This window comes from Streptomyces sp. CA-249302 (assembly GCF_050936785.1).
GTDB lineage: Bacteria > Actinomycetota > Actinomycetes > Streptomycetales > Streptomycetaceae > Streptomyces.
Genome location: NZ_JBNJMG010000002.1, coordinates 94,465 through 119,345, shown reverse-complemented (window position 1 = coordinate 119,345; position 24,881 = coordinate 94,465). Strand labels below are relative to the sequence as shown.

Here is a 24,881-nt window from a genome sequence, read left to right as displayed (position 1 = left end):
CAAGTTCACGCCGGCGGGCCGTGTCGCGAGGTACGGCGTTCTGGCTGGTGGCCCTGGCCTTCACCGTGGTCATGCTGGGCACCACGCTGCCGACCCCGCTGTACGTGCTCTACCAGCACCGCCTGGGCTTCTCGACGCTCATGAGCACGGTGATCTTCGCCGTCTACGCGGTGGGCGTGGTGACCGCGCTGGTGCTGTTCGGGCGTGTCTCGGACGTTCTCGGACGGCGGCGGACGCTGCTGCCGGGACTCGCCTGCGCCGTCCTCAGCTCCCTGGTGTTCCTGACCGCGGACAATCTGCCCCTACTGCTCACCGGGCGCGTCCTGTCGGGCCTGTCCGCGGGCATCTTCACCGGCACCGCGACCGCCGCCCTGGTCGACCTGGCCGACGAGGACGCGGGAGAACGCGCCACCCTGGCGGCGACCGTGGCGAACATGGGCGGCCTGGGCGCGGGACCACTGCTGTCCGGACTGCTCGCCCAACTCGCCCCAGATCCCCTGCACTTGCCGTACGAGGTGCACCTCGGCCTGCTCGCCGTTGTCACGGCAGGCGTGTGGCTGATGCCGGAACCGGTCGAGATCACCGGGCGGCCACGGCTGCGTGTGATCCCTCCGAGGGTGCCGGAGCGGGTGCGGGCCGCCTTCCTGCGGGCGTCGATCGCCGGTTTCGCGAGCTTCGCGGTACTCGGGCTGTTCACGGCAGTCGCACCGTCGTTCCTCGGGCGGCTGCTCCACCTGTCCGATCCCGCACTGTCCGGAGCCGTGGTCTGCACGGTGTTCGCCGCCTCGGCCATCGGCCAGATCACCCTCGTACGACCACTGGGCCGAGCCGCCCTGCCCGCCGGGTGCGGGCTACTGATCGCAGGCATGGCCCTGCTCATCGCGGGACTCGCCACCGAATCCCTGGCACTCCTGCTGGGCGCCGCCGTGACAGCCGGGCTGGGGCAGGGCGTGAGCTTTCGCGCGGGACTGGCCGCGATCAACGCCGACGCCCCCGCCGACCAGCGGGCGGAGGTCGTCTCGACCTACTTCATCGTCCTCTACGTCGCCATCTCCGTGCCCGTGGTCGGCGTCGGGGTGGCCGCCGACGCCGTGGGGCTTCGGTCGGCCGGGATCGGCTTCGGCGTGGTGGTGGCCCTGCTGGCCGTGAGCGCGCTGGTGGCGGTACGCCGGGACCGACGTGAACGGTGAACGACAGAATCCTGTCCAGGACGGCGCGGGTCACCGCCCCGAGCGCCAGGCCCTGGGCCAGGAGCAGATCGTCCGTGCCGCGATCGGTCTTCTCGACGCTGAGGGGATCGGTGGCCTGACCATGCGGCGCCTCGGTGAACTTCTCGACTCCACCGCTGCAGCGATCTACTGGCACGTCAGGAACAAGAACGACCTCCTGCTGCTGGCCTCCGACGCGGTCTGGGCGGAACTGCGGCTGCCCGGCCTGGAAGGAGTCGAGTGGCGGGAAGCATCCATCGCCATGGCTCAGGAGATGCACGCGATGTTCCAGCGGCACTCGTGGGTCGTGCCCGCCATGCCTCTCCACGCCCCGTACGGTCCCAGGCGCACGCTCCACGACAATCACCTCCTCGCGCTCTGCTCGGCGGCCGGATTCACCGACCCGGACGCCGAGCACGCGAAGGAAACCATCCTGGCATTCGTGGCCGGTGCCTGCGTCACCGCGTCATCCCACACGAGTCTCGTCTTCGGACTGCGGGCATTGCACGACGGGCTCCAGACACGGATTCCCGCTCGTCCATGAGCGCGGCCGATGGCCTGCGGGCGATCGGTGTGCGGCCTGATGGTCTTCTCGTCCCTAGCCATGGCCACTTGGAAAAGGTGGGGCAGCTGATGCCTGCGCTCCTGATCGTCGCGGACGAGAGCGGTCGTGAGGGGTGGTTCTCCAAGTGAGCCGAAGGTGCCGCGGTCAGCTGTGGACGCGACTTCCGTGTCTCTGCGGGCGACGAACACAAGGGTGTCGTGCTGGGGAACGTGGACGTCATCGGCACCATTGATCACGAGCATCGGAACGTCGGCGTCGAGGTCGAGCAGCGGACGCAGCCTGAACGATGGCCAGCGCTGGGCCAGTTCGGCGGAGGTCGGCTCGTGTTCGAAGCCCATGGCGTTGCCGGCGATGCCCTCCATGCTGTGCGCGAAGGTCCGGCCCGGGGCGAACGCCGCCTCGCCGGGCCGACCGCGCTGTCGCCCGCAGTGAACTGGCGACGGCACCTGACGCACGTCTGGGGTTCGAGGTGCTCCTCACACCTGTCCACTTCCATGTGCCGCTCACCCATCAATCGGTCGATGAACGATATGCATGGCGGACTGTTGAACCCTTGATGCACAGGCCCTTGATGCACGGGCTTTCGACCGCGCCTGGACAGCCATCCAGCGCTGGCTTCGGCTGGTCGCCGAACACCCAGCAGCCGCGCAGTCCGGCGCCGCACGCCGGCAGCGCCGTCTGATGGCATCGGCCGGTGCCCGGGGCCGCCGCCGGGCGGCCGGCCAAATCCTCATTGACCGGCTTCAACGGTCGCTGTCCTGACATCTGGGGAACACGTCGCAAACGGCATGTGCGGGCCGGTCAGAACACTCGAGCCCTGGCCGAGCCTGTCTCGACGCGATGAGGCACCAAGCCCGCCTCCGGCCCCTCACTCCTGACACCCACGTCTGCCCGAGGCTCCGCCTCGGCGGGCGGTCATCTCACCTTCGTCCGGTGCCGCCAGGGAGCCTTCCGGCACCACCTTCCTGCCGAGCACTTCACCTATCGGAAGGCCGCACCGACGCCGGTCCCGCCACCGTTCGACCCCGCAACCAGTCGCCGTCCGTCTGACGGCCTCCCTGAGGCCGGCGGACGGTTCTGTCGCGCTCGGAAGGTCCGCACGACCAGAGTGACCGCATTCGTACCGACGGCCCGCATGGGCAGGGACGTTCGCCGACCACGTGCTCACAGAAGACTCTCCGCTCAACCTCATCCCACACCCACACACCGCTTCTAGCCTCGGCTCACTCCGCCGCACCCAGGTCCTCTGGGTCAATGGCGTGCTGCTCGTCATCACCGTCGCCGCCCTCGTCGCGCTGGGTCGTGCGGCTCGGCCTGCTTCCCCTGACGCGCATGGAGCACACCGCCGAGCGGATCAGCGCGGGGCAACTCGATCTGCGGCTCCCCGACACCGATCCGCAGACCGAGATCGGGCGGCTCTCGGGCGGGTGCTGAACTCCATGCTGGAGAGGCTGCAGCAGGCGCTTCGTGAGCGGGAGGCGTCCGAGGCACGCATGCGGCGCTTCGTCGCTGACGCAGGCCACGAACTGCGCACCCCGCTCACCGCCATCCAGGGCTACGCACAGCTCGCACTGCACCGAGCACGTCTGTCGGCCGATGAACAGGACGGGGCCCACCAGCTCATCGCGCAGAACGCGGAGCGCATGGGCCTTCTCGTCGACGATCTTCAACTCCTCACCCAGCTCGACAGGGAGCCGTCGTACGACAGCGCCCCGGTGGACCTGCTCTCCCTGGCGGCGGACGCGGTGCGCACTGCCGCCCTGCACGGGCCGGGTCATCCGGTCGACCTGGGCCCGCTGCCGGGCCCGGCGGGCAGCGGCGAACTGGACGTGGTGGAAGCCACCGGCGATCCCCACCGGCTGAGACAGATCGTCGAGAACCTGCTCTCCAACGCCCGCCTGTACACCCCGTCCGGGACCCCGGTCCACGTCCGGGTGGGCGCGACCCGAGTCGGTGCGGACACCTGCGGAGCAGACCGCCCCGGACGCACCAGCGCGTCACCCCCTCTGCCGCACGGCATGCCCGTCGGCGTGGTCGAAGTGGCGGACGACGGACCCGGACTCGCCGCCCAGAACGCCCGACACGTCTTCGAGCGCTTCTATCGCGCCGACCCGTCCCGATCCCGTGCCCACGGCGGCAGCGGCCTGGGTCTGTCCATCGCCGCCGCGATCGCCGAGGGGCACGGGGGCCGCCTGGAACTGGACACCGCGCCGGGCAAGGGGTGCACCTTCCGTCTCGTACTCCCCGTGCGGCCTCCGGACGAACGGAACCATGGCACGTCGTGAGAGAGCGCAGAACGGCCCTGTGCCTCCGCCTGCCAGCCCGTTCATCACAAGGTCGGCGATCCGCTCCGTGTGCCGGTCGTCGACCGGTCGGCGGGTGCGCAGCGCGCACTCGACGCCGACATCGTCCAGGACCTCCCGCGCAAACCTGGAGTAGAGCTCGCAGGCGAGCAGCTCATTGGACTCAATGGTCAAGCCTGAAACGTCACAGGTCAGTTGCCCGCGCAGCCTGAAAACCACCCTGAAGTGGTGCCTGGCGCGGGGGAGCGGTCGAGCCCCGGACGACGAGCGACACCGGCAGCAGCACGGACCGCGTCGGACGGTTCGGCTCGGCGATTCCGTCGAGCAGCAATCGCGCGGCCTCGGTACCGATCTGCTGATGCCGGATCGCGACCGTGCTCAGCGGCGGGCGGAGCTTGTCGAGGAAGGGCATGTCGTTGAAGCCGACCACGCTGATGTCGCGCGGGCAGTCGATGCCGCGCTCCGCGAACACGTCGTAGCAGCCGAGCGCGATCAGGTCGTTGCCTGCGACGACGGCAGTGAAGTCCGCGCCGGCGGCGAGCATCGAGCGCATCGCCTCGGCGCCGGACTCCTCGCTCCAGTAGCGACACGTCGTGACCAGCGCCGGGTCGTCGTCGAGTCCGAGGTCGCGGACCACGCTGCGGAAGGACCGGGCCCGTACCACGCCGGTCGATGTGTTCGCCGGACCGGCGAGGTGGGCGATGCGGCGGTGGCCGAGGTCGGCGAGGTGCCGAACCGCCAGTTCGATGCCGGCGGCGTCGTCCGGGGTGATGGAGGGTACGTCGATCCCGTCCGGGCGGCGGTTCACCATCACCATCAGCACGTCCTCGCGGCGCATCTGTTCGAGGAGCGGGTGATGGACGAGCGCCGTGGCGATGATGAAGCCCTCGACCTGGCGCGACCGCAGGGAATCGATCTGGGCGCGCTCGCGGCCGGGGTCGTTGTCGGTGTTGACGATCAGACCGCTGTAGCCGGCCGGCTCGAGCACGTCCTCGATGCCGCGCACGATCGGCGGGAAAAGAGGGTTCGTGAGGTCGGGGATGACCAAGCCGACGGTTCCGGACTTGGCGGTCTTCAGGCCGCGGGCGATCGGGTTGGGCCGGTAGCCCAGTTGCTCCGCCGCCTTGATGACCCGACGTGCGGTGGCGGCGTTGACCAGGCTGCGGGTTGCAGGGTTCAGCGCGCGCGACGCCGTGGCCGGATGGACGCCCGCCGCATCGGCCACGTCTCGGAGCGTCGGAGTCTGCACGGCGCTCATCTTAGCCGGGGTCAGGTGCCGGCCGGCGGACACTGTCGCCTCGTCAGACCGGCACCGAGACCCAGGGGTACGGCTGGCGAGGCGTATGCACCGTAGATCATCGAGAAGCGGCCGGCGTCCAGGAGACCGGCGACCACCAGTGCTCCCGGGCCGACGGGGGCACCTCGGTCGCCCGGTCGGGAGCCAGGAGTGCACCGCTACTCGGATCAGCCCCGATGAAGACCGCGACGAGCGTCGCCATCGCCGGGTTCCTGAGAGCTCGTGAGCAGTGGGCAGCCCAGCGCCGCTGCGCCGAGCCCGATCAGGCGTGGGGGCCGCCACCGCCGCAGTCACCCCAGCGTCCAGGGCGGCGAACAGCACCGCGCCCTGGGAGTCCATGTCCGGGTCGATCGCCCCGACGATGCGCACGTCGGCGAGCTCGCCCAGCGATTGCTACAGGACACGCTACCGGATTGTGCATTCGATTGCAGTATTGGGGCTCTAGCAAGGGCCACCACTTGACACCCGGCCGCTGGTGGATGAGGCTGCACTCGATTGCAGCATTCATCACCAGGCAATCGACAACTCATGGCACAGGGGTGAGGATGGACGGACTCGTCGGCTCCGCGGTGTGCTGGCCTGGGTGCAGCCGCCGACGCGGAGCGCGAGGAGCGGAGACGCGACGCGCCCGCCGGGCGTCGCCGCCGCGCGGCGGGCGAGCGTCTCGCCCGGGCGGCGGTCTCCCACCACTGCGCGACGTTCGTCCGCGTACGGGGCTTCGACCGTGCGCGCCGCCCCCGCCCGCCCCGTGGAGCATCCGATACCCGACGAGGACGGCATCCCCGGCTGCGCGAACGCCGCCCCGTGGCAACGGACCCGCACCGCCGACCGGCTGACCCAGCGGCCCGGCGCACCCACACCTCCACCTCTCACCACGAAGGCAGGTCTGACCATGGACACAGACAGCACCGCTACCGAGCCCGGCTCCCTCCGCGTCGGCTGGATCGGCACCGGCCGGATGGGCGCCGCGATGGCCAGTCGCCTGGCTCGGGCCGGCGAGGACGTGACGGTCTGGAACCGCACCCGTGCCAAGGCCGAGCCCCTCAGCGAGGTGGGCTGCGCGGTCGCCGACACCATTGCGGACCTGCGCGGCCACGATGTCGTGTTCACCATGGTCTCGACGCCGGCCGACCTTAAGCAGGTGCTCCTCGGCGAGGGCGGCCTGCTCGCGGACCCCGACCACGTGCCGCGGATCGTCGTCGACTGCTCCACGGTCTCGACCGAGTCGTCGGCCGCGATGCGCGCGGCGTGCGCCGAGCGTTCCGTCGCCTTCCTCGCCTCGCCGGTCAGCGGCAACGCCAAGGTGGTGACGGCCGGCGGACTGAGCCTCGTGGTCTCCGGCCCCGAGGAGACCTACCACCGGGTCGCCCACCTGCTCGCCCACCTCGGCAAGGGCGCGACGTACGTCGGCGAGGGCGACGTGGCCCGGCTGGCCAAGATCTGCCACAACCTGATGCTCGGCGTCGTGACCCAGTGCCTCTCCGAGATCACCGTGCTCGCCGAGAAGGGCGGCATGTCCCGGGCCGCGTTCCTCGAGTTCCTCAACGACTCGGTGATGGGCTCGGTCTTCACGCGCTACAAGGCGCCGGCGTTCGTGAACCTCGACTTCACGCCGACGTTCACGCCGCTGCTGCTCCGCAAGGACTTCGACCTCGGCTTCGAGGCCGCCCACGACCTCGACGTGCCGATGCCGGTCGCCGCGGCGACCGCCGCCGCTGTCCAGGCGAGCGTCAGCAGCGACCGGCCCGATGAGGACTTCGCGATCCTGCTCCAGCTCCAGGCGCACAACTCCGGCATCACACTGCATCCCGAGAGCGTGCAGGTCGACGACGGGCTCAGCGGATGACCGGCGTCCGGCTCCCGGCTCCCGGCCACATGGGAGTCGACTACGAGGAGCGGGTCGACTTCGACCGATTGCGGCGCTACCGCCTCGGCCGGGCGCAGGCGGCGCTGGAGAGCAGCGAGTGCGGGGCGTTCCTGCTGTTCGACTTCTACAACATCCGCTACACCACGCAGACCTGGATCGGCGGCGCGCTCGGCGACAAGATGATCCGCTACGCCCTGCTCGCACGAGGCAAGGACCCGGTCCTGTGGGACTTCGGGTCTGCGGTCAAGCACCACAAGCTGCACTCGAAGTGGGTGCCGGAAGAGAACTACCGAGCCGGCTTCCTCGGCTTTCGGGGCGCGGTCGCGCCATCGGTCGGTCTGATGGAGACCGCGGTCGCGGAGATCAAGTCGATGCTGGTCGAGGCCGGCGTCGCGGACATGCCGATCGGCATGGACATCGTCGAACCGCCGTTCCTCTTCGAGATGCAGCGCCAGGGCCTGACCGTCGTCGACGCCCAGCAGTTGATGCTGGACGCCCGGTGCATCAAGTCCCAGGACGAGATCGTGCTGCTCAACCAGGCGGCCGCGATGGTGGACGGCGTCTACCAGGACATCACCGAGGCGCTCAAGCCCGGTGTCCGGGAGAACGAGATCGTGGCGCTCGCGAACAAGCGGCTCTACGAGATGGGCTCCGACCAGGTCGAGGCGGTCAACGCGATATCGGGGGAGCGGTGCAACCCGCACCCCCACAACTTCACCGACCGGTTGATCCGCCCGGGCGACCAGGCGTTCTTCGACATCATCCACTCGTTCAACGGCTACCGGACCTGCTACTACCGCACCTTCGCGGTCGGCAGCGCGACCGCTGCTCAGCGCGACGCCTACGCGCGGGCACGGGAATGGATGGACCGCGGCATCGACGGCATCAAGGCCGGTGTCGGCACCGACCAGGTCGCCGCGCTTCTGCCCAGGGCCGAGGAGTTCGGCTTCGGCAGCGAGATGGAAGCGTTCGGCCTGCAGTTCGCGCACGGCCTAGGCCTGGGCCTGCACGAGCGACCGATCATCTCGCGGCTCAACTCGATGAAGGAGCCCGTCGAGCTCCAGGTCGGCATGGTGTTCGCGCTGGAGACCTACTGCCCGGCCTCCGACGGTGTCTCCGCCGCGCGGATCGAGGAGGAGATCGTCATCACCGCGGACGGTCCGAAGATCCTCACCCTCTTCCCGGCCCAGAGCCTCGTCGTCACCAATCCCTACTGATCCACCGAAAGGCCCTTCGCCATGGGTGACTTCACGCTCGACCAGATCGCCGACCTGCCCTTCGGCCTCTGCCTCGGCGGCAAGGTGGTGTCCGCCTCCGACGGGGGACGCTTCGACGTCCTCGACCCGGCGACCGGCGCGGTGCTGGCCACCGTCGCCGACGGCACGGTCCAGGACGCGGCGGCGGCGGTCGACGCAGCCCACGCCGCTGCCGCCGGCTGGGCCGCGACCGCGCCGCGGAAGCGATCGGAGATCCTGCGCCACGCGTTCGAGCTGATGACGGAGCGCGCCGAGGAGATCGCCCACCTGATCTCGCTCGAGAACGGCAAGGCCCTCGCCGACGCCCGCGGCGAGACGGCGTACGCCGCGGAGTTCTTCCGCTGGTACGCCGAGGAGGCGGTTCGCGCCTCGGGTGCCGTGATGACCGCGCCGGCGGGCGCCAACAAGATCGTCGTACTCCAGCAGCCGGTCGGCATCTGCGTGCTGGTCACGCCCTGGAACTTTCCGGCCGCCATGGCCACCCGCAAAATCGGTCCCGCTCTGGCGGCGGGCTGCACGGTCATCCTCAAGCCGGCGAGCGACACCCCGCTCACCGCGCTGCTGCTGGCCAGGATCCTTGAGGACGCCGGTGTCCCCGCGGGTGTGGTCAACGTGCTGCCCGCCCGCCGCTCGGGCGAGGTGGTGTCCGCGATGCTGCACGACCCGCGGGTCCGCAAACTGTCCTTCACCGGCTCGACCGAGGTCGGGCGGCTACTGCTCCGCGAGGCCGCCGACCAGGTCGTCAACTGCTCGATGGAACTCGGCGGCAACGCGCCGTTCCTCGTCCTTGAGGACGCCGACATCGACGACGCCGTCGACGGCGCGGTGATCGCGAAAATGCGCAACGCAGGCGAGGCCTGCACCGCCGCCAACCGCTTCTACGTCCACGCAGGCATCGCAGACGAGTTCAGCCACCGGCTCGCCGACCGGATGGCGGCTCTGCGCGTGGGCCCCGGCACCTCTGCCGACACCGAGGTCGGCCCGCTGGTGAACGACGAGTCGGCCGCCAAGGTCGACAACCTCGTGCGGGGCGCGGTCGCCGCCGGTGCACGCGTCGTGGTCGGCGGCACCCGCCCGGACCGCGAGGGGTTCTACTTCGAGCCGACGGTGCTGCTCGATGTCCCGGTCGACGCCGGCATCCTCTCGCAGGAGATCTTCGGCCCTGTCGCCCCCGTGGTGACCTTCACCGAGGAGGCCGACGCGATCCGGATGGCCAACGACACCGAGTACGGTCTGGTGTCCTACGTCTACACCTCCGACCTCGCACGCGGTATGCGGATCTGTGAACAGCTCGACGCCGGCATGGTCGGTCTCAACCGCGGCATCGTCTCCGACCCCGCCGCCCCCTTCGGCGGCACCAAGCAGTCCGGCGTCGGCCGTGAGGGGGGTCACGAGGGCATGCTCGACTACCTGGAGTCGAAGTACATCGCCGTCACGTGGTGACGGCGACCCGGTTCAGCGTGGCGAGGTCCCGAAGGCCGATCAGGAGAAGACCTCGGGGTGGTGACCGAGCTCGATGCGGGTCCGCCGGATGTGGCCCTCGAGGTACCGCTCGGCATCGGTCCGGTCGCGCCGTAGGACGGCGTCGAGGATCAGCCGGTGCTCAGAGTTCACGATCCACATCCGGTTCCGGCCGCCGAGGGCGACGTACGCGCGCCGGTAGTGCTGGGTCGAGTTCCAGAGGCGGGTGACCATGGCGTTGAGCGGGTCGATCGCGCAGCCTCTGTAGGTGAGCATGTGGAACTCGCGGTCGAGGTCGAGGAACTTCTGGACGTCGTCGTTCGCCTCGATGCGCAGTTGCACCTTCTCGAGCCGCTCGTGGTCCGACTCATCGAGCTGAGCGAGGCTCTCGACCAGCGCGAGGGGCTCGAGCCGCTCGCGCATCCGGTAGATCATCTCAACCTCGTGCCGGGTCAGACGGGGCACCCTCGCGCCCTTGTGCGGCTCGTGCTCGGTGAGCCCCTCGGCCTCAAGCATCCGCAGCGCCTCACGCACAGGCACCCGGCTGGTGTCCAGCTTTGCCGCGACATCCTCCTGACGGATCCGGTCACCCGGCTTCAGCTCGCCCCCGAGGATCGCGTCGCGGAGGTAGGCCACCACGCGTTCGCTGCTCACGTCAGTCATGGGCGGCATTATTCCTGTCCCAGGCCTTGCCACCGGGGTAGGAGACCAGCTCGAACTGCATGCCCCATGGACTGAGGAAGTAGATCCACCGGTTCCCGCTGGCCGGGCCCCTACTCGCGGTCGGCCCGGCCAGCACCCGGATGCCGGCGCCCTGAAGGTGCTGGATGGCGACGTCCAGGTCGTCGACGTACAGCGCGACGTGGTGGCCCCCTACGTCGCTGTTGCGGGGGATCGCGTCCCGCTGGTCGGGGGACGTGTAGTGGAAGACCTCGAAGACGGCCTGGTCGCCGCAGCGGAACCAGCGGTTCTCGACCATCACCGCTCGGGGGTGGACGCCGAGGTGCGTGCGCATCCAGTCGTCGTCCGGCCGTTCGAAGGGACCGAGGGAGTACAGGTACTCGCAGCCGATCACGTCGACGAGGAAGCGGTGCGCCTCCTTGATGTCGGGCACCGTGAACCCGACATGGTCCATCCTGCGCAGCCCGGGCAGCGACATGGTCACCTCATTATGGATCCAATTATTCAGTGCCGACAAGCTTAATGCCTGATTTCTCGCGGGGGTCATGACGCGTGAGTCTAGATTTGGATCCAATCCTGTGTCAGGGTGCTGCCGGATGAAGGAGAAGGCCATGCCCGAGCACCGCCCACTCACGCCCGCCGCGCCCTGGGTCGAGATCGTCACGACCGAGGCCGACTGGGACGTCGCCGACCCCGCGCTGCTGCGCACGATCTACGCCCAGCTGGTGTGGATCCGGACTTTCGAGCAGTACGTCCTCGACCTCGCCGCCGCAGGCCTGATCCACGGCCCCGCGCACTCCAGCATCGGCCAGGAGGGTGGCGCCGTCGGGTCGGTGCTCGCGCTCACCAGCGAGGACTCGGTGAACGGCTCCCACCGCGGCCACCACCAGTTCCTCGCCAAGGCGCTCCACCACGTCGAGCCCAAGGGGATGGACCCGCTTGGCGCGCCGTCCGGCCAGGTCCGTGACGCCCTGCTGCGCACCCTCGCGGAGATCTGCGGCCTGGACCGCGGCTGGAGCCACGGCCGAGGCGGGTCGATGCACCTGCGGTGGAAGGACGCCGGCGCGATGGGTACCAACGCCATCGTCGGCGGGGGCGTTCCGCAGGCGGCCGGTTTCGCGTGGTCCCACCGCCAGGCCGGCACCCCCGCCGTGTCGGTGACCTACTTCGGTGACGGTGCCGTCAACATCGGATCCACGCTCGAGTCGATGAACCTCGCCGGCGCATGGTCACTGCCGGTCTGCTTCTTCATCGAGAACAACCAGTACGCCGTGTCGACCTCCGTCCACGAGGCAACGGCCGAGCCGCGGCTCTCCGCGCGCGGGCCGGGCTTCAACATCGCGAGCTGGAAGGTCGACGGCATGGACCCGCTCGCCGTTCACCTCGCCATGAGCGAGGCGGTCGCGCACATGCGCCGTGGCCGCGGTCCGACCGTGGTCGAGGTCGACACCTATCGGTTCTTCCACCAGAACGGCGGGTTCGCCGGCAGCGCGTTCGGCTACCGCGACAAGGACGAGGAGCGCACCTGGCGCGACCGCGACCCGCTCAAGCAGACCGCGGGCCATCTTCAGCGGCGCCGCATCATGACCGCCGACGAAACCGCCGAGGCCATCGTCCGTGCCAAGGCCGTGATGGATGAGGTGGGCCGGGTGCTGTTCGAGCCGCTGCCCGGCGGCAAACCCGGCCAGCGCCGGATCAAGCCGACCGAGTGGCCCGACCCCGCGTGGGTCGACGTCGGTGTCCGCGGTGACCTGAGCGAGTTCGACACCGCCCCGGTCGTGGCGGCCGCGGGCCACGCCGTACCCGTCCAGGAGACGAAGTTCATCGACGCGGTCGCGGCCGTGATGGGCCGCCGGATGGAGACCGACAGCCGGATCGTCGTGATGGGCGAGGACGTGCACCGGCTCAACGGCGGGACCAACGGCGCCACCCGCGGCCTGCCCGACCGGTTCCCGGGCCGGATCCTCGGCACCCCGATCAGCGAAAACGCCTTCGCCGGACTGGCCGGGGGCATCGCGCTCGACGGCCGGTTCGTCCCGGTCGTGGAGTTCATGTACGCCGATTTCATGTGGGTCGCGGCCGACCAGCTCTTCAACCAGATCGGCAAGGCCCGGCACATGTACGGCGGCGAGAGCAGCGTCCCGCTGGTGCTCCGCAGCAAGGTGGCCATGGGCACCGGCTACGGATCGCAGCACTCGATGGACCCGGCGGGCGTCTTCGCGACCAACCCCGGCTGGCGGATCGTCGCACCGTCGACGCCGTACGACTACGTGGGCCTGATGAACACCGCCCTGCGCTGCCAGGACCCCGTCGTCGTCCTCGAACACGTCGACCTTTACGGTTCCAGCGGTCCTGGACCGGTCGACGACCTCGACTACTGCCTGCCCGTCGGCAAAGCGGCGGTGCGACGGCCGGGCAGCGACGTCACCGTGCTGACCTACCTCGGCATGGTGCCGTACGTGCTCCAGGCGGTCGAGGAGTTCGGACAAGTGGACGGCGAGGTGATCGACCTGCGTTGGCTCGACCGGGCCAGCATCGACTGGGACACCATCGAGGCCAGCCTGACCAAGACCAACCAGGTTCTGATCGCCGAGCAGGGCGCGTTCGGCACGTCGTACGGCGGCTGGCTCGCCGACGAGATCACCAGGCGGTTCTTCGACCTGCTCGACGGGCCGGTCCGCAGGGTCACCGGCGCGGAGGCTTCACCGAGCATCAGCAAAGTGCTCGAGCGCGCCGCCATCGCCCAGAAGGACGAGGTCATCGCCGCACTCGCCCAGATCGCGAGGTACTGACATGCCCCGGGTCCTGCGCATGCCGGAGGTCGCCGCCAACGCGACCGAGGCCGTGCTCGCGGAGTGGATGGTCGCCGAGAACGCCGACTTCGCCGCCATGGAGACCATCGCCACGGTCGAGACGGAGAAGGCGCTGGTCGACGTCGAGGCCGAGGCCGCCGGCGTCGTCCTGAAGCTGCTGGTCTCCGCCGGCTCCCAGGTCGAGGTCGGCTCACCGATCGCGGTCCTCGGCGTACCGGGCGAGGTGGCCGCGGACATTGACACCCTCCTTGTCGAGCTCGATGTCGTCGAACCGCCCGCACACGTGATGCCCGTGCGAACCGAGGTGCCGGCGGGCCCCAGTTCGGCCCCCGTTGCGCCACCCGCGCCCGCACCGAACGCGCACGGACGGATCTTCGCGAGCCCGCTGGCGCGGAAGCTGGCCAAGGAGGCGGCGATCCCGGTCGAGGCGATCACCGGCACCGGCCCCTGCGGCCGGATCCTGCGCCGCGACGTCGACGCCGCCATCGCCGCGAAGAACACACCGGCATCTCCGCGGGTGGTCGAGGACGGCGCTCGGACGCCCGCCTCGAAGCCACTTGCACCGGCGCAGGGTGTCGAGATCCCGCACACCAGACTCCGTCGTGCGATCGCCGCCCGCCTCGTCGAGAGCAAACAGAACGCGCCGCACTTCTACGTGCGGGCCACGGTCCGTGCCGACCGTCTGGTCGCGCTGCGCGCACAGATCAACGAGGGCATGACCCGGATCTCGCTCAACGACCTCGTGGTCAAGGCGGTCGCGGCCGCGCACGTCGCGGTGCCGGAGATGAACGTCATCTGGACGCCCGATGCGGTCCGCACGTATCCGACCGCAGACATCGCGGTCGCCGTGGCGACCGACCGCGGGCTGGTCACCCCCGTCGTCCGGGACGTGGCCTCGCTCACGGTGACCGCGGTCGCCGCCCGGGTGCGCGATCTCGCGTTGCGGGGGCGGGACGGGACGCTCAGGCAGGACGAGCTCGAGGGCGGGACAATCACCGTCACCAACCTCGGGATGTACGGCGTCGAGGAGTTCGCCGCGATCATCAACCCGCCGCATGCCGCGATCCTCGCGGTCGGAGCGGTGCGCGAGGAGCCCGTTGTCGAGGACGGAGCGGTCGTACCCGGCAAGCTGATGACCGTGACCCTGTCCGTCGACCACCGTCCGGTGGACGGCGTGGCCGCCGCCCGCTGGCTGGCCGCCCTGAAGGAGCTGCTGGAGCACCCGGTCCGGATCCTGGCCTGACGCGGCACTACAAGCCGATCCACCACGCTGGCGTCGTTGATCACCACCTTTCGGGTGGCGACGCGATTTCCGTATCTGGGCAAGGCGCAGTCCCGGCCCGGCGGTCAGGTTCTCCGGGGTCCTTCGGGGCGTGGGCGGGCAGGGGTTTGCCAGTTCAGCCGACGGGTCGGGGCAGTGCGGCGAGGCGGTGGAAAGCCGCGGCCAGTCCATTTCTCCAGGGCCGGACAGCCGATATCCGTACGCGCAGGCGGCGGCCGCCGTGGGCGAGGGGGCGGCGACATGCAGCAGTCGGTAGCGGAGCCTTTTCGGTTCGGCAGGGGCGAGTTCGCCGTCCAGCAGCAGGACACGAGTCCGGGCCGGCAGACCGATCGCTGGGAGGCTGAGTTCGAGCCAGGCGGCGTTGTCGCCGAAGCCGCCGGAGGGGAAGCGGCCGAATCCGGTGGTCTTGCCGCACCGGATGCGGTCCTCGACGCAGGCATGCCCGCAGTGGCGGACCTCCAGGAACTGGGCTGAACCGTCACCGGAGTACGGGGTGTTGGTGAGGAATACCTGATGCCGCAGCCCCTCGTCCTGCTCCAACAGGGAGGGCTGGGCTCGGGGGTGCGGTCGCCCACGGCCCACGGCATGACCAACTCACTGCAGAAGAGCCGCACCCGCCTCGCATGCCCTTCGGTTTCGGCCGACCCGTCAGGCATCGCGCGTCCGGGGCGCGTACCGGCTCGGCAGCCTGGAATCGAGACCCGTGCGGGCCGAGCCAGGTTGGCGATTCGGGGGCAGCGACGATCCGCACTTCGGCGACCGCGCCGGGGGCGACCGGACTGGTATCACATTCGATTGCAGACTGTGAGGGCTCTCATCGCTGTGCGGGGCACGACGGGGCCGATGGGCGGGAGCCGTAGGAGATCCACGCACACGCTGGTGAACTGGGCCAACGCATCTGATGTGACCGCCTGGAGCCTCGAATCTGGTGCGAATGCTTGACAGGGCGTGACGCGCCCCAGAAACTGCAATCGTTTGCGGCGGTACCGAACGAGGAGGACTTGAATGTTCCGTGTTTCACTCCCGCGGGGTTGGGCCGCCCTGACACTGACCGGCGCGTTGACGCTGGGGCTCACGGCCTGCGGAGGAAGCGAGTCCGAGGGGGGCGACGCGAAGGGGCCGGTGAAGGTCGGCATCTCCCTGCCCCTGACCGGTGAAGCGTCCCAGCCGGGACAGGCCGCCCAGCAGGGCTACAAGGTCTGGCAGAAGATGGTGAATGAGAGCGGCGGGATCCTGGGGCGTGATGTCAAGCTCGTCATCAAGGACGACGGCAGCAACCAGAACACCATCACCGCCGACTACAACGCGTTGATCAGCCAGGACAAGGTCGATCTCCTCCTTGGGACGTTCTCCTCACAGCTGAACGCCGCGGCTTCAGCGGTGGCGGAAAAGAATCAGATGCTGTTCGTGGAGCCGGCCGGCGGAGCGCCGGAGCTGTTCCAGCGGGGCTTCAAGTACCTCTTCTTCGCCCAGCAGGCCACCGCCGACAAGCAGGGCAAGCTGTTCGCGGAGTACCTCGCCGGCCTGCCGGAGGACAAGCGGCCGAAGACCGCGGCCTACCCGACGCTCGACGACCCGTTCGCCTCTCCCGCGGTGGCTGGGGTGAAGAAGATCCTCGAGGCCGCCGGCATCAAGACCGTCTACGAAAAGACCTACGCGACCGACACGAAGAACTTCGACTCGATCGTGACGGCGATGAAGGCGGCGGATCCCGACGTGGTGGTGCACGGTGCGGGATTCGAGGACGGTGTGGGCATGGTCCGGGCGATGCTCAAGGCCGACCTCACGCCGAAATGGCTGTACGAGACCACCGCGCCGTCACTGGGCAAGCAGTACGCGGACGGGATCGGTGCGGAGAACACCGAAGGCATCATGTTCGGTATCAGCCACGCGCCGACCGCCAAGACGCCGGGCAACGACGAGTTCGTCGCCAAGTACAAGGAGATGTACGACGGTGCCGAGCCGCCGGAGGACGCCGCGGACGCCTATGCCGCCGGCCAGGTGCTCCAGGCTGCGGCCGAGGGTGTGGGCAGTGTCGACGACCAGAGCGCCCTGGCCGACTGGCTGAGAAAGAACTCCGTCACGACGATCCTGGGTGGCCTGAAGTGGAACAAGGACGGCTCGCCGATCGGTGACTTCCTGGTCGGTCAGTGGCAGGGAGACAGCGTGCAGTACGTGCTCCCGGAGAAGTCCGCCACCAGCAAGATGATTCAGGGCTGGAAGCCCGGCGGGGCCGGCGAATGACCCAGCTGCTGCAGACCATCGTCCTCGGGCTGTTGCTGGGCGGGGTCTACGCCCTGGCCGCCAGCGGACTGTCACTCATCTTCGGGGTCATGCGGGTCGTCAACATCGCCCACGGAGCCTTCCTGATCCTGTCCGCCTTCCTCACCTACTGGCTTTGGGACGCCTTCGGTCTCGATCCGCTCCTGGGCATCGTGGTCGCGACCCCGATGATGTTCGGACTCGGCTGGCTCACCTACAGGTTGCTCGTCTCGCCGGTGCGCAGTGCTCCGATGGCCTCGACGGTGCTCCTGTCCTTCGGTATCGCCTTGGTACTCGAGGGGGTGATGGGTGAGGTCTGGGGCAACAACTCCTCCGCCATCAGGCCGTCCTACGCCGACGAGTCCTTCGCCATGGGCGGGATCTTCTTCCCGAAGGCCCAGGTGCACGGCGGTCTGATCGCGGTCATCGTGCTGATCCTGTTGTGGTCGGTGCTCACCAAGACCTGGCTGGGCCGGGCCATCCGGGCGGCGGCCACCAACCCGTCGTCGGCCGAGCTGGTCGGTGTCAAGGTGGCGTCCGTCGCGGCCCTCGTGTTCGGCATCGGAATCGCGGCCGCAGGTGCCGCCGGATCGATCACCGGGGTGCTGTACCCCTTCATCCCGGGTTCCCACTACCAGTGGATCGCCAGGTTGCTGGCCATCGTCGTTTTCGGGGGGCTGGGGAGCATCAACGGTGCTGTGCTCGGCGGGCTGCTGTTCGGCGTCGCCGAGACCATGGTGTCGGCGTACGGGTCTCCGGCGTGGTCGACAGCCGTGCCCTACGCGATCGTGTTTGCGGTGCTGCTGATCCGGCCCCAGGGCCTGCTCGGCACCCGCCTTCGAGAGGACACGGTGGCCACCACATGAGTATCCCGACGAAGAATGACACCGCATCGTCGGCCACCACGGGCGCAAGCCGCCGGAGTCGGCTCGAACCGATCTGGATCGGCCGTGGCATCGCCCTCGTCGCAGGCGTGCTGCTGGTCGTCTACCCCATGCTCAGCGACGACATCTACTACCAGAACATGATCATCCTCTCGCTGGTGTTCGCCATCGGCGCCGGCGGGCTCAACATCATCTCCGGCTTCGCCGGTTACATCTCGCTCGGACAAGGCGCCTTCATCGGCCTCGGCGGATACACCGTCGGCGTCCTGGCGAGCAGATTCACCGAGGTGAACCCGTGGCTGTGGGTTCCGGTCTCGGGCCTGGTGGCAGTGACGTTCGCGCTCGTCCTCGGCGCGGTCTCACTGCGCTCGAGCGGCCCGGCATTCGTGGTCATCACCGTGGCCTTCCTGTTCCTGATCCAGGTCATCGCCGTCAACTGGGTCTCGCTCACCAAGGGCACCGCCGGCCTCACCCTTCCGATGCCCACATGGGACCGGGACATCGTCAACTGGCCCTTCTACTACGCGCTCGTGGGCATCCTGGCCCTGCAGCTCACGATGACCTGGTGGATCCGCCGGACCAAGCTCGGCATGGGTCTGATCGCGATCCGCGAGGACGAGAACAAGGCCGCGACCATCGGCATCAACCTGCCTACCGAGAAGGTCATCGCGTTCATGGCGAGCGCGCTCTTCGTCGGGATGGCCGGTGGGGTCTACGGCTACTACCTGACCTTCATCGACCCGCGCGGGATGTTCAGCATCCTGATCAGCGTCCAGCTGGTGCTATCGATGCTGGTCGGAGGCAAGGCGACGCTGTGGGGGCCCGTCCTGGGCGCGTTCCTCATCGAGTGGCTCAACGAGATGGCCAACAACGACTGGGGTGGTGGCAACGCCCGCCTGCTGCTGTTCGGCGGGCTCCTGGTGCTGGTGGTGATCTTCCTGCCGCAGGGTATCCTGCCGGCGGTCGAGTCGCTGCTGAGTAGACGCCGCAGCAGGGGCAAGGCGGGACTCGTCGGCGCCCGGATCGGCACGGGCGGAAGCCTTGCGTCCCTCACCGGGCGGGTTCAGGTGAGCGAGCGGGGCGCGACACCGGACCGGGCGATGCTTGAGGTCAAGAACCTCAAACGGCACTTCGGCGGGGTGAAAGCGGTCGACGGAGCGTCATTCACCGTGCCCGTCGGCTCGATCACCGGCCTGATCGGCCCGAACGGCTCGGGCAAGACCACCACCTTCAACCTGATCGACGACACGATCACCGCCGAGTCCGGCGAGATCTGGCTCGACGGCCGCCGCATCGACGGCCTGCCGTCCTGGGAGCGGGCTCACCGGGGACTGGGCCGCACTTTCCAGATCACTCGCCTCTTCCGTGAGATGACGGTGCTGGAGAACGTCGTCGCGGTGCAGCGCGAGTTCTCCGTCCGTCAGCTCGGCCGCATCGCCGTCAGCGGCGCCGAGGCGAAGGCCGCGGACGAGCTCCTCGAATTCGTGGGGATGCGCGCGTTCCGTGACCAGAAGGCCCGCGCGCTGTCCTACGGACAGCAGAAGCTGGTCGAGCTCGCCCAGATCCTGATGCTCGATCCGAAGCTGATCCTGCTCGACGAGCCGGCGGGCGGGATCAACCCGGTACTCATCGACCGGATGGGCGAGATGATCCGCGAGCTCAACTCGTACGGCAAGACCTTCCTGATCGTCGAGCACAACATGCCGTTCGTGCTCGGGCTGTGCGACCCGATCCATGTGCTCGCTCGGGGCACGACCCTCGCCTCGGGCACACCCGACGCGATCCAGAACGATCCCGCTGTCGTCGATGCCTATCTGGGCGACGACTTCGCGATCGAGGACAAGGTGCAGACATGACCGACCAGCCGCTGCTGCGGATACGGAGCGTCGTCGCGGGCTACGGCGGAGGTGACGTGCTGCAGGGTGTGGACATCACCGTGGCCGCCGGCTCGGTCGCGTGCATCGTCGGACCGAACGGCGCGGGGAAGTCCACGGTGCTGAAGACCATCAGCGGTCTGCTGACCCCGCGTCTGGGGGAGGTCCACCTCGGCGGGGAGCGCATCGACCGATGCTCGGCTGCCGAGATCCTCCAGCGTGGCGTCTCGCAGGTGCCCCAGGCCAACGCTCTGTTCCCGGGCATGTCGGTGCGCGAGAACGTCCTGCTCGGTGCCTACATCATTCGCCGCGACAAGGCGCTCGTCCGGGAGCGGTACGACCAGGTTGCGGCACTCTTCCCGATCGTCGCCGACCGTGCCCACGACAACGCCGGCAACCTGTCGGGTGGCCAGCGCCGCATGGTCGAGTTCGCGCGGTCGCTGATGTTGGACCCGGTGCTGCTCCTCCTCGACGAGCCCTCACTCGGTCTCGACCCCAAGGCATTGCAGACCGTCTACGACTCGGTGATGGTGTTGCGCGCGAGCGGCAAGACGATCTTGATCGTGGAGCAGAACGTGCGCTTCGGCATGAAGATGGCCACCGACGGCATCGTGATGGAAAGCGGCAAGGTGGTCACCGAGCGTGATGCCCCGTCGATTCTCTCCGACCCGCACATCGCCCACATGTACTTCGGTACATCGCTCGGCGAACAGGTACCGGCAACCGAACCCAACCCCACTACCAAGGAGTTCCTATGACAGGGCAGCGCGACCCGCTCGTCGAATTGGCCGCAACGAACTGGGCCCCGCGATTCATTCAGAACGGCGTGGACTACGCGGGCTTCGCCGCGACCATGGCGCGCATCACCACGTGGGATCAGTGGTTGCCCGAGTGGGTTCGTTCGGCGGACGAGCACGCAGAGATCGCCGAGGAGGCCGAGGCGGCCGGGAACGGCCTGACCGCCGGGCACGCCTGGCGGCGCGCTGCGGTAACTCGGCACTTCGCCAAGTTCGTCTGGACGCTTGACCTCGATCTCGTGGCCGAGGCGACGCTGCGATCGGTCGAGGAGATGCGCCGAGCTCTCTCCTTCCTCGACCCGACGGCGCAGCGCATCGAGGCCGACCTCGACGGTGAGGCGGTGGTGGCTGTGCTGCGTCGGCCCGCTGGTGTGGACGAACCGCGGCTGGTGGTACTCCTGCCCGGGCTGGACTCCACGAAGGAGGAGTTCTTCTATGTAGAGGACTCGTTCCTCCAGCGCGGCCTGGCGACTCTCTCCATCGACGGGCCGGGGCAGGGCGAGACCGGTCTGCGGATTCCCCTGCGCGGCGACTACCACCGGGCAGTATCCGCCGTACTGGACGAGGTGGGGCGCTCGGTCGACGGGGGTGCGCGGATGGTGGAGGGCGTCGCCGTGTGCGGCTTCAGCCTGGGCGGCTTCTACGCACCGCTCGTCGCCGCGCACGAGAGCCGGGTGCGGGCGATGGCGGCCCTCAGCGGTCCCTACGCCTCCTGGCAGAAGTGGGACGAGGCCTCACCCATCACCAAACAGGCATTCATCGCGCGGACCCACTCAGCGACGGCAGACGAAGCGTTCGAGGTCGTACGGCAACTCGATCTCACCGGGGTGTGCGAAAAGATCCAAGCGGTCTGCCTCTACGTCGCCGGCGACCAGGACCGGCTCGTGCCGTGGCAGCAGACGGAGCGACAGGCCCAGGAGACACCGAACGCGTCGTTCGTCTGCTACCCGGGCGGCAATCACATCCTCACGAACCTTCCGCATCGCGCCCGACCCATGATCGCGGACTGGATCACCGACCAGATGACGTCTGCGGCGCACTGACTGAGCGCTGGTTCCGTTGATTCGTGTGCGGTCCCGGGTCGGGCGGTTTGGTTCGGATCATCGGGCGGACCAGAGGAAGACGCCTGCGATGGGGAGTCCCGCTGGGTAGATGGGGGCTGCTTTCTCCTAGCGGGTGGTGATGTCTCGCCCCTGGTCGGGTGGCCGGGGCACGTCGCCGTGCCCCGGCCCCCTCAGAACCGGATGTGCCTGTTTCCAAGCATCACGCTCAAGCAAGCCCGGAGGCTTCACAGGTTCTGGGGGTGGGCGACGGAGTTGTACGCAGAGCGCGGCTTCGACCGGACCACGGTCGCGGAGATCGCCGAACGGGCCGGCCTGACCGAGCGGACCTTCTTCCGCCCCTACGCCGACAAACGCGACGTGCCGTTCGCCAACGTGGCCCCGCTGCGGGAGCTGGTCGTGCGCGCGGTCGCTGAGGCGCCGGCGCCACTGACCCCCTTCGCGGTGGTCTCCCTGGGGCTCGGGACGGCGGCAGAGATGATCCAGGAGCGGCCCGACGACGTGAAGATGCGTCAGGTCGTCATCGATGCGCATCTCGAACTGCAGGAACGCGAGTTGGTCAGCTCGCCGCGCTCGCCCGGGACATCGCCGCGGCGCTGCGAGGGGCGGACTGATCAACCGGCAACGACGAGTCGCCGCTGGGCACGGTGCGCCCTGCGATCCGTCACAGTCGGGCCGCCGGATCAGCCAACGATCTTGAATAGAGGCGCTCTTGACGGGTGCCCCGCGAGTAGGGAGCTAGGTCCCGCGCCAGTTCAGGGCGGCCGGGCCGCCCATCTTGGGCCAGGTCTGCGACGTGCCGGCCGAGATGCGAACGCCGACGCGTCCGCCCCGGTGGGCCGGAAGCCCCCGGCGCACCGGGGGCCCCGCACGAAGTGTCATGCCATCGGCACCGCTCGGTCAGAGCTGCCGCATGACCCGGGCGGCCTGAGAGTCATCGGTTCCGGCGAACACGCCGGCGCTCAGCCCCCCGAGGGCATGTCGAAGCCGGGGACGATCACGGCGTTGCATTCGGCCGCCGCGAGCCGCAGCGGCTTGACCTTCTCATATGCGTCCGACTCGTACCAGGCGCGGGCCGCCTCCGCCGAGGCGAACTCCAGGATGACGGTCCGGTTCCCGTGCCACTGCCCCTCGACGACCTGAGGCTGCGTCGCCGCCAGGACGGAGGCGCCGCTCTGTACGATCGTCGGTCTGACCGCCCGCATATAGGCGTCCATACCCGACGGGTCGTTGATCGCCTCGGTGACGATGACATAGGCCTTGGGCATCGGTTTTCCTTCGCTCTGGTCGGCTGGCTGACATCGGTCAACCGGCCGTGATGGCAACGCTCTTCCGGGCGGTCGAGCCCTCTGGCGTTCCACGACGGCACGACAGTGCGCGGCGGCAGGTCGACGTGTTTCAGGGGCAGCGCGGCCGGCGAGCCGGTCCAGGATCGCGCGCAGCGGATACGGAGACTGCCCATGGTGAGGTGCCGGAAGAGAGGGGGGACTCTGCTGACATATAACGGTTACAGTGTTTCCGTAACGATTCGGTGTGTCAAGAGGCAGCGAGGGCTGCAGAACCAGATGCCGGCTGGAGCCGACACCATCGAGGTCGCCACCGCGCGGCCGGATCAAGGGTGCACCGAGGGACCTGTCCTCCAATGGGGGATCGGTCAGCCTCCCGGCGGAATGAGCGCCGCTCGGTGGCCGGTCCCCCTCAGGGCAGGGGCGTATCAGCGGGCGACAGCGGCCCTGACTTCGGCGAGAAGGTCGTACATCGTCTGGCCGGGGCACTCGGTGGCGAAGTAGTCGCGGTGGCCGCCGATGGTGTTCGTGTCCTTCTGCACACCGTTCACCGGGTTGGTGTAGGTGACCTTCGCTTGGGGGTCCAGGCCCTTGATCCGGCAGATCACCTTGACCAGCCGGATGAGGGCGGCCTTGGCCGCGTTCGTGGGGGCCTTGTCCTGGAGGGTGCCGATCAGGGCGATGCCGAGGTTGCCGGAGTTGTAGCCCAGGGAGTGGAAGGCGGTGACGAGTTCGCCGTCCGAGTTGAAGGCCGGGACGCCGTCGTCGCCGGAGTAACGGCCCTCGTAGATGGTGCCGGCCTCGTCGATCAGGAAGTGGTAGCCGATGTCGCCCCAGTCGTTGGTGATCGCGTGGTACTCGTAGATCGCGCGGACGGTGGCGGCCGGGTCGGGGTCGTCGTTGGGCGTCGCGGTGTGGTGGACGGTGAGTACTTGCAACGGGTAGTACTTTTCGGGCGAGTTGACCTGGCCGTCCTTGTACCGCTTGGACTCGTCGGCGCCCCACGCGGGCCGTGAGAGGTAGCGCACGCCACGCATGCGCGTCGGCTCACTCGGCACATGGAAGGTGCGGCCAGGGCCGTCGGTGGTGTCGATCGCGAGCGAGTGCACGCCGTCCACGTCGGCGGAGGCCTTCAACTCGTACGCGGTGGCGTTCCCGGCGGCTATCAGCGCCGTGCCGCCGCCCTCGACGGAGGCGCAGCCGCTGGCGAGCGACTGCCAGGTGGAGGCGGACGCGTCACCGTCGGTGAAGCGGATCCCGGCGCCGTCGCGCGCGCCGCTCCAGCGGACGCCGACATAGGACGCGGCGAAGGCGGTGGTGGCCGCTCCGGTGCCGGTGGCGGCGTCGGTCCGGGTCGCGGGGAACTTCTCCGGCGTCGTACCGGAGTCACCGGAACCGGAGGAGTCCGTGTCGCCGGACTCGCTCGCCGCGAAGACCACCGGTGTCAGGGCGGCACCGGCTGCGACCGCTCCTGTCGCGCCGATGACGCCGCGGCGGGACAGCGAGCGCTTCCTACGGTGGGAGGAGGGTGTGGGGGTGGGGGATTCGGACACGGAAGTGCCCCTTCCAGAGGTGCAAGTGACGGGCGCACCGAGGCCACACAGAGGGCCGGGTGCTTCAAAGGTCAAGTGACGCTATCCATCACTCCCGCCCCAGGTGTACTGCGGTCGTAGTACTTCCGTGTGGAGATCGGGCGAAGAACGTCTACTTGTGAACATGCCGCCGCTCTTCGGCCGCACCGCCGGCCGCGCCTGTCGCCGCCTCGTCCGTCAGAAGCAGAGCACCCCTCGCCCTCGGCGCAGGCCCCGAGCCGTACGTACGGTCTGTCAGGTCCCGGACGCCCGCGGAACCTCGGCGATCCTCTCCGCCGCCCGCGACGCGCGGGCGGCGGAGAGGATCGCCGAGGTGTGCCCCGAACCGCCAGGCGAGCACGGCCAGAGTGATCGACTCGCAGTCTGTCGAGGCGGACGTCGTCATCGGCGCC

At 69.0% G+C, this 24,881-nt stretch carries 21 protein-coding genes and 2 pseudogenes; 16 read left to right on the top strand and 7 right to left on the bottom strand.

The window, feature by feature from the left end:
• Positions 1–71 precede the first annotated feature (71 nt).
• From ACQEWB_RS50230 to ACQEWB_RS50210, 5 genes are all read left to right on the top strand, one after another.
• Complete coding sequence (locus ACQEWB_RS50230) at positions 72–1,190, top strand: MFS transporter (RefSeq protein ID WP_432844579.1); 1,119 nt, start codon at positions 72–74, stop codon at positions 1,188–1,190.
• On the top strand, positions 1,180–1,752 hold the full coding sequence (locus ACQEWB_RS50225) for a TetR/AcrR family transcriptional regulator (protein WP_432844508.1): 573 nt from the start codon (positions 1,180–1,182) through the stop codon (positions 1,750–1,752). The genes ACQEWB_RS50230 and ACQEWB_RS50225 overlap by 11 nt, the downstream gene beginning before the upstream one ends.
• 230 nt (positions 1,753–1,982) lie before the next feature.
• Positions 1,983–2,330: a hypothetical protein gene (locus ACQEWB_RS50220; RefSeq protein ID WP_432844507.1), complete on the top strand. Its 348-nt coding sequence runs from the start codon at positions 1,983–1,985 to the stop codon at positions 2,328–2,330.
• A gap of 775 nt (positions 2,331–3,105) precedes the next feature.
• Positions 3,106–3,207 (top strand): hypothetical protein, encoded by a 102-nt coding sequence (locus ACQEWB_RS50215; RefSeq protein ID WP_432844506.1) that lies wholly within the window; start codon positions 3,106–3,108, stop codon positions 3,205–3,207.
• 5 nt (positions 3,208–3,212) lie between these two features.
• Complete coding sequence (locus ACQEWB_RS50210; protein WP_432844505.1) at positions 3,213–4,058, top strand: sensor histidine kinase; 846 nt, start codon at positions 3,213–3,215, stop codon at positions 4,056–4,058.
• A gap of 202 nt (positions 4,059–4,260) precedes the next feature.
• Here the strand turns inward: ACQEWB_RS50210 and ACQEWB_RS50205 are convergent, their stop codons facing one another.
• Both ACQEWB_RS50205 and ACQEWB_RS50200 read right to left on the bottom strand, forming a co-directional pair.
• Complete coding sequence (locus ACQEWB_RS50205) at positions 4,261–5,301, bottom strand: LacI family DNA-binding transcriptional regulator (protein ID WP_432844504.1); 1,041 nt, start codon at positions 5,299–5,301, stop codon at positions 4,261–4,263.
• A gap of 130 nt (positions 5,302–5,431) precedes the next feature.
• The gene (locus ACQEWB_RS50200; protein WP_432844503.1) at positions 5,432–5,575 is read right to left on the bottom strand and encodes a hypothetical protein; all 144 of its coding nucleotides are present in this window, start codon (positions 5,573–5,575) and stop codon (positions 5,432–5,434) included.
• Between the two features lie 522 nt (positions 5,576–6,097).
• On the opposite strand from ACQEWB_RS50200, the gene ACQEWB_RS50195 reads away from it, so the two are divergent.
• The 3 genes from ACQEWB_RS50195 to ACQEWB_RS50185 are packed head-to-tail and all read left to right on the top strand — an operon-like array spanning position 6,098 to position 9,939.
• A complete protein-coding gene (locus ACQEWB_RS50195) occupies positions 6,098–7,219 on the top strand; it encodes an NAD(P)-dependent oxidoreductase (protein ID WP_432844502.1) in 1,122 nt (373 codons plus the stop codon).
• A complete protein-coding gene (locus ACQEWB_RS50190) occupies positions 7,216–8,457 on the top strand; it encodes a M24 family metallopeptidase (RefSeq protein ID WP_432844501.1) in 1,242 nt (413 codons plus the stop codon). Before ACQEWB_RS50195 ends, ACQEWB_RS50190 begins: the two co-directional genes overlap by 4 nt.
• 21 nt (positions 8,458–8,478) lie before the next feature.
• Positions 8,479–9,939: an NAD-dependent succinate-semialdehyde dehydrogenase gene (locus ACQEWB_RS50185; protein WP_432844500.1), complete on the top strand. Its 1,461-nt coding sequence runs from the start codon at positions 8,479–8,481 to the stop codon at positions 9,937–9,939.
• Between the two features lie 39 nt (positions 9,940–9,978).
• On the opposite strand, the gene ACQEWB_RS50180 is transcribed toward ACQEWB_RS50185, so the two are convergent.
• Together ACQEWB_RS50180 and ACQEWB_RS50175 are read right to left on the bottom strand one after the other, a co-directional pair.
• A complete protein-coding gene (locus tag ACQEWB_RS50180; protein ID WP_432844499.1) occupies positions 9,979–10,620 on the bottom strand; it encodes a GntR family transcriptional regulator in 642 nt (213 codons plus the stop codon).
• Positions 10,613–11,116, bottom strand: coding sequence for a VOC family protein (locus tag ACQEWB_RS50175; protein WP_432844498.1), 504 nt, complete (start codon positions 11,114–11,116; stop codon positions 10,613–10,615). Before ACQEWB_RS50175 ends, ACQEWB_RS50180 begins: the two co-directional genes overlap by 8 nt.
• 133 nt (positions 11,117–11,249) lie before the next feature.
• On the opposite strand from ACQEWB_RS50175, the gene ACQEWB_RS50170 reads away from it, so the two are divergent.
• Together ACQEWB_RS50170 and ACQEWB_RS50165 are read left to right on the top strand one after the other, a co-directional pair.
• Positions 11,250–13,430: an alpha-ketoacid dehydrogenase subunit alpha/beta gene (locus ACQEWB_RS50170; protein ID WP_432844497.1), complete on the top strand. Its 2,181-nt coding sequence runs from the start codon at positions 11,250–11,252 to the stop codon at positions 13,428–13,430.
• A gap of 1 nt (position 13,431) precedes the next feature.
• The gene (locus ACQEWB_RS50165) at positions 13,432–14,694 is read left to right on the top strand and encodes a dihydrolipoamide acetyltransferase family protein (protein ID WP_432844496.1); all 1,263 of its coding nucleotides are present in this window, start codon (positions 13,432–13,434) and stop codon (positions 14,692–14,694) included.
• Positions 14,695–14,848: 154 nt separating this feature from the next.
• Here the strand turns inward: ACQEWB_RS50165 and ACQEWB_RS50160 are convergent.
• Positions 14,849–15,315: pseudogene (locus ACQEWB_RS50160) on the bottom strand (transposase); the annotation flags it as partial.
• Between the two features lie 423 nt (positions 15,316–15,738).
• Here ACQEWB_RS50160 and ACQEWB_RS50155 point away from each other — a divergent pair.
• The 6 genes and pseudogenes from ACQEWB_RS50155 to ACQEWB_RS50130 form a co-directional block, all read left to right on the top strand.
• Complete coding sequence (locus ACQEWB_RS50155; RefSeq protein WP_432844495.1) at positions 15,739–16,977, top strand: amino acid ABC transporter substrate-binding protein; 1,239 nt, start codon at positions 15,739–15,741, stop codon at positions 16,975–16,977.
• A complete protein-coding gene (locus ACQEWB_RS50150) occupies positions 16,974–17,861 on the top strand; it encodes a branched-chain amino acid ABC transporter permease (RefSeq protein ID WP_432844494.1) in 888 nt (295 codons plus the stop codon). The genes ACQEWB_RS50155 and ACQEWB_RS50150 overlap by 4 nt, the downstream gene beginning before the upstream one ends.
• Positions 17,858–19,735, top strand: a complete 1,878-nt coding sequence (locus tag ACQEWB_RS50145; protein ID WP_432844493.1) for a branched-chain amino acid ABC transporter ATP-binding protein/permease — start codon at positions 17,858–17,860, stop codon at positions 19,733–19,735. The genes ACQEWB_RS50150 and ACQEWB_RS50145 overlap by 4 nt, the downstream gene beginning before the upstream one ends.
• Positions 19,732–20,511 (top strand): ABC transporter ATP-binding protein, encoded by a 780-nt coding sequence (locus ACQEWB_RS50140; RefSeq protein ID WP_432844492.1) that lies wholly within the window; start codon positions 19,732–19,734, stop codon positions 20,509–20,511. The genes ACQEWB_RS50145 and ACQEWB_RS50140 overlap by 4 nt, the downstream gene beginning before the upstream one ends.
• Positions 20,508–21,593 (top strand): alpha/beta hydrolase family protein, encoded by a 1,086-nt coding sequence (locus ACQEWB_RS50135; RefSeq protein WP_432844491.1) that lies wholly within the window; start codon positions 20,508–20,510, stop codon positions 21,591–21,593. Before ACQEWB_RS50140 ends, ACQEWB_RS50135 begins: the two co-directional genes overlap by 4 nt.
• Before the next feature lie 201 nt (positions 21,594–21,794).
• Positions 21,795–21,917, top strand: a pseudogene (locus ACQEWB_RS50130) (hypothetical protein); the annotation flags it as partial.
• 656 nt (positions 21,918–22,573) lie between these two features.
• Here ACQEWB_RS50130 and ACQEWB_RS50125 read toward each other — a convergent pair.
• On the bottom strand, positions 22,574–22,879 hold the full coding sequence (locus ACQEWB_RS50125) for a DUF1330 domain-containing protein (RefSeq protein WP_432844490.1): 306 nt from the start codon (positions 22,877–22,879) through the stop codon (positions 22,574–22,576).
• Positions 22,880–23,325: 446 nt separating this feature from the next.
• Positions 23,326–24,450, bottom strand: coding sequence for a peptidoglycan recognition protein family protein (locus tag ACQEWB_RS50120; RefSeq protein ID WP_432844489.1), 1,125 nt, complete (start codon positions 24,448–24,450; stop codon positions 23,326–23,328).
• Between the last annotated feature and the right edge of the window lie 431 nt (positions 24,451–24,881).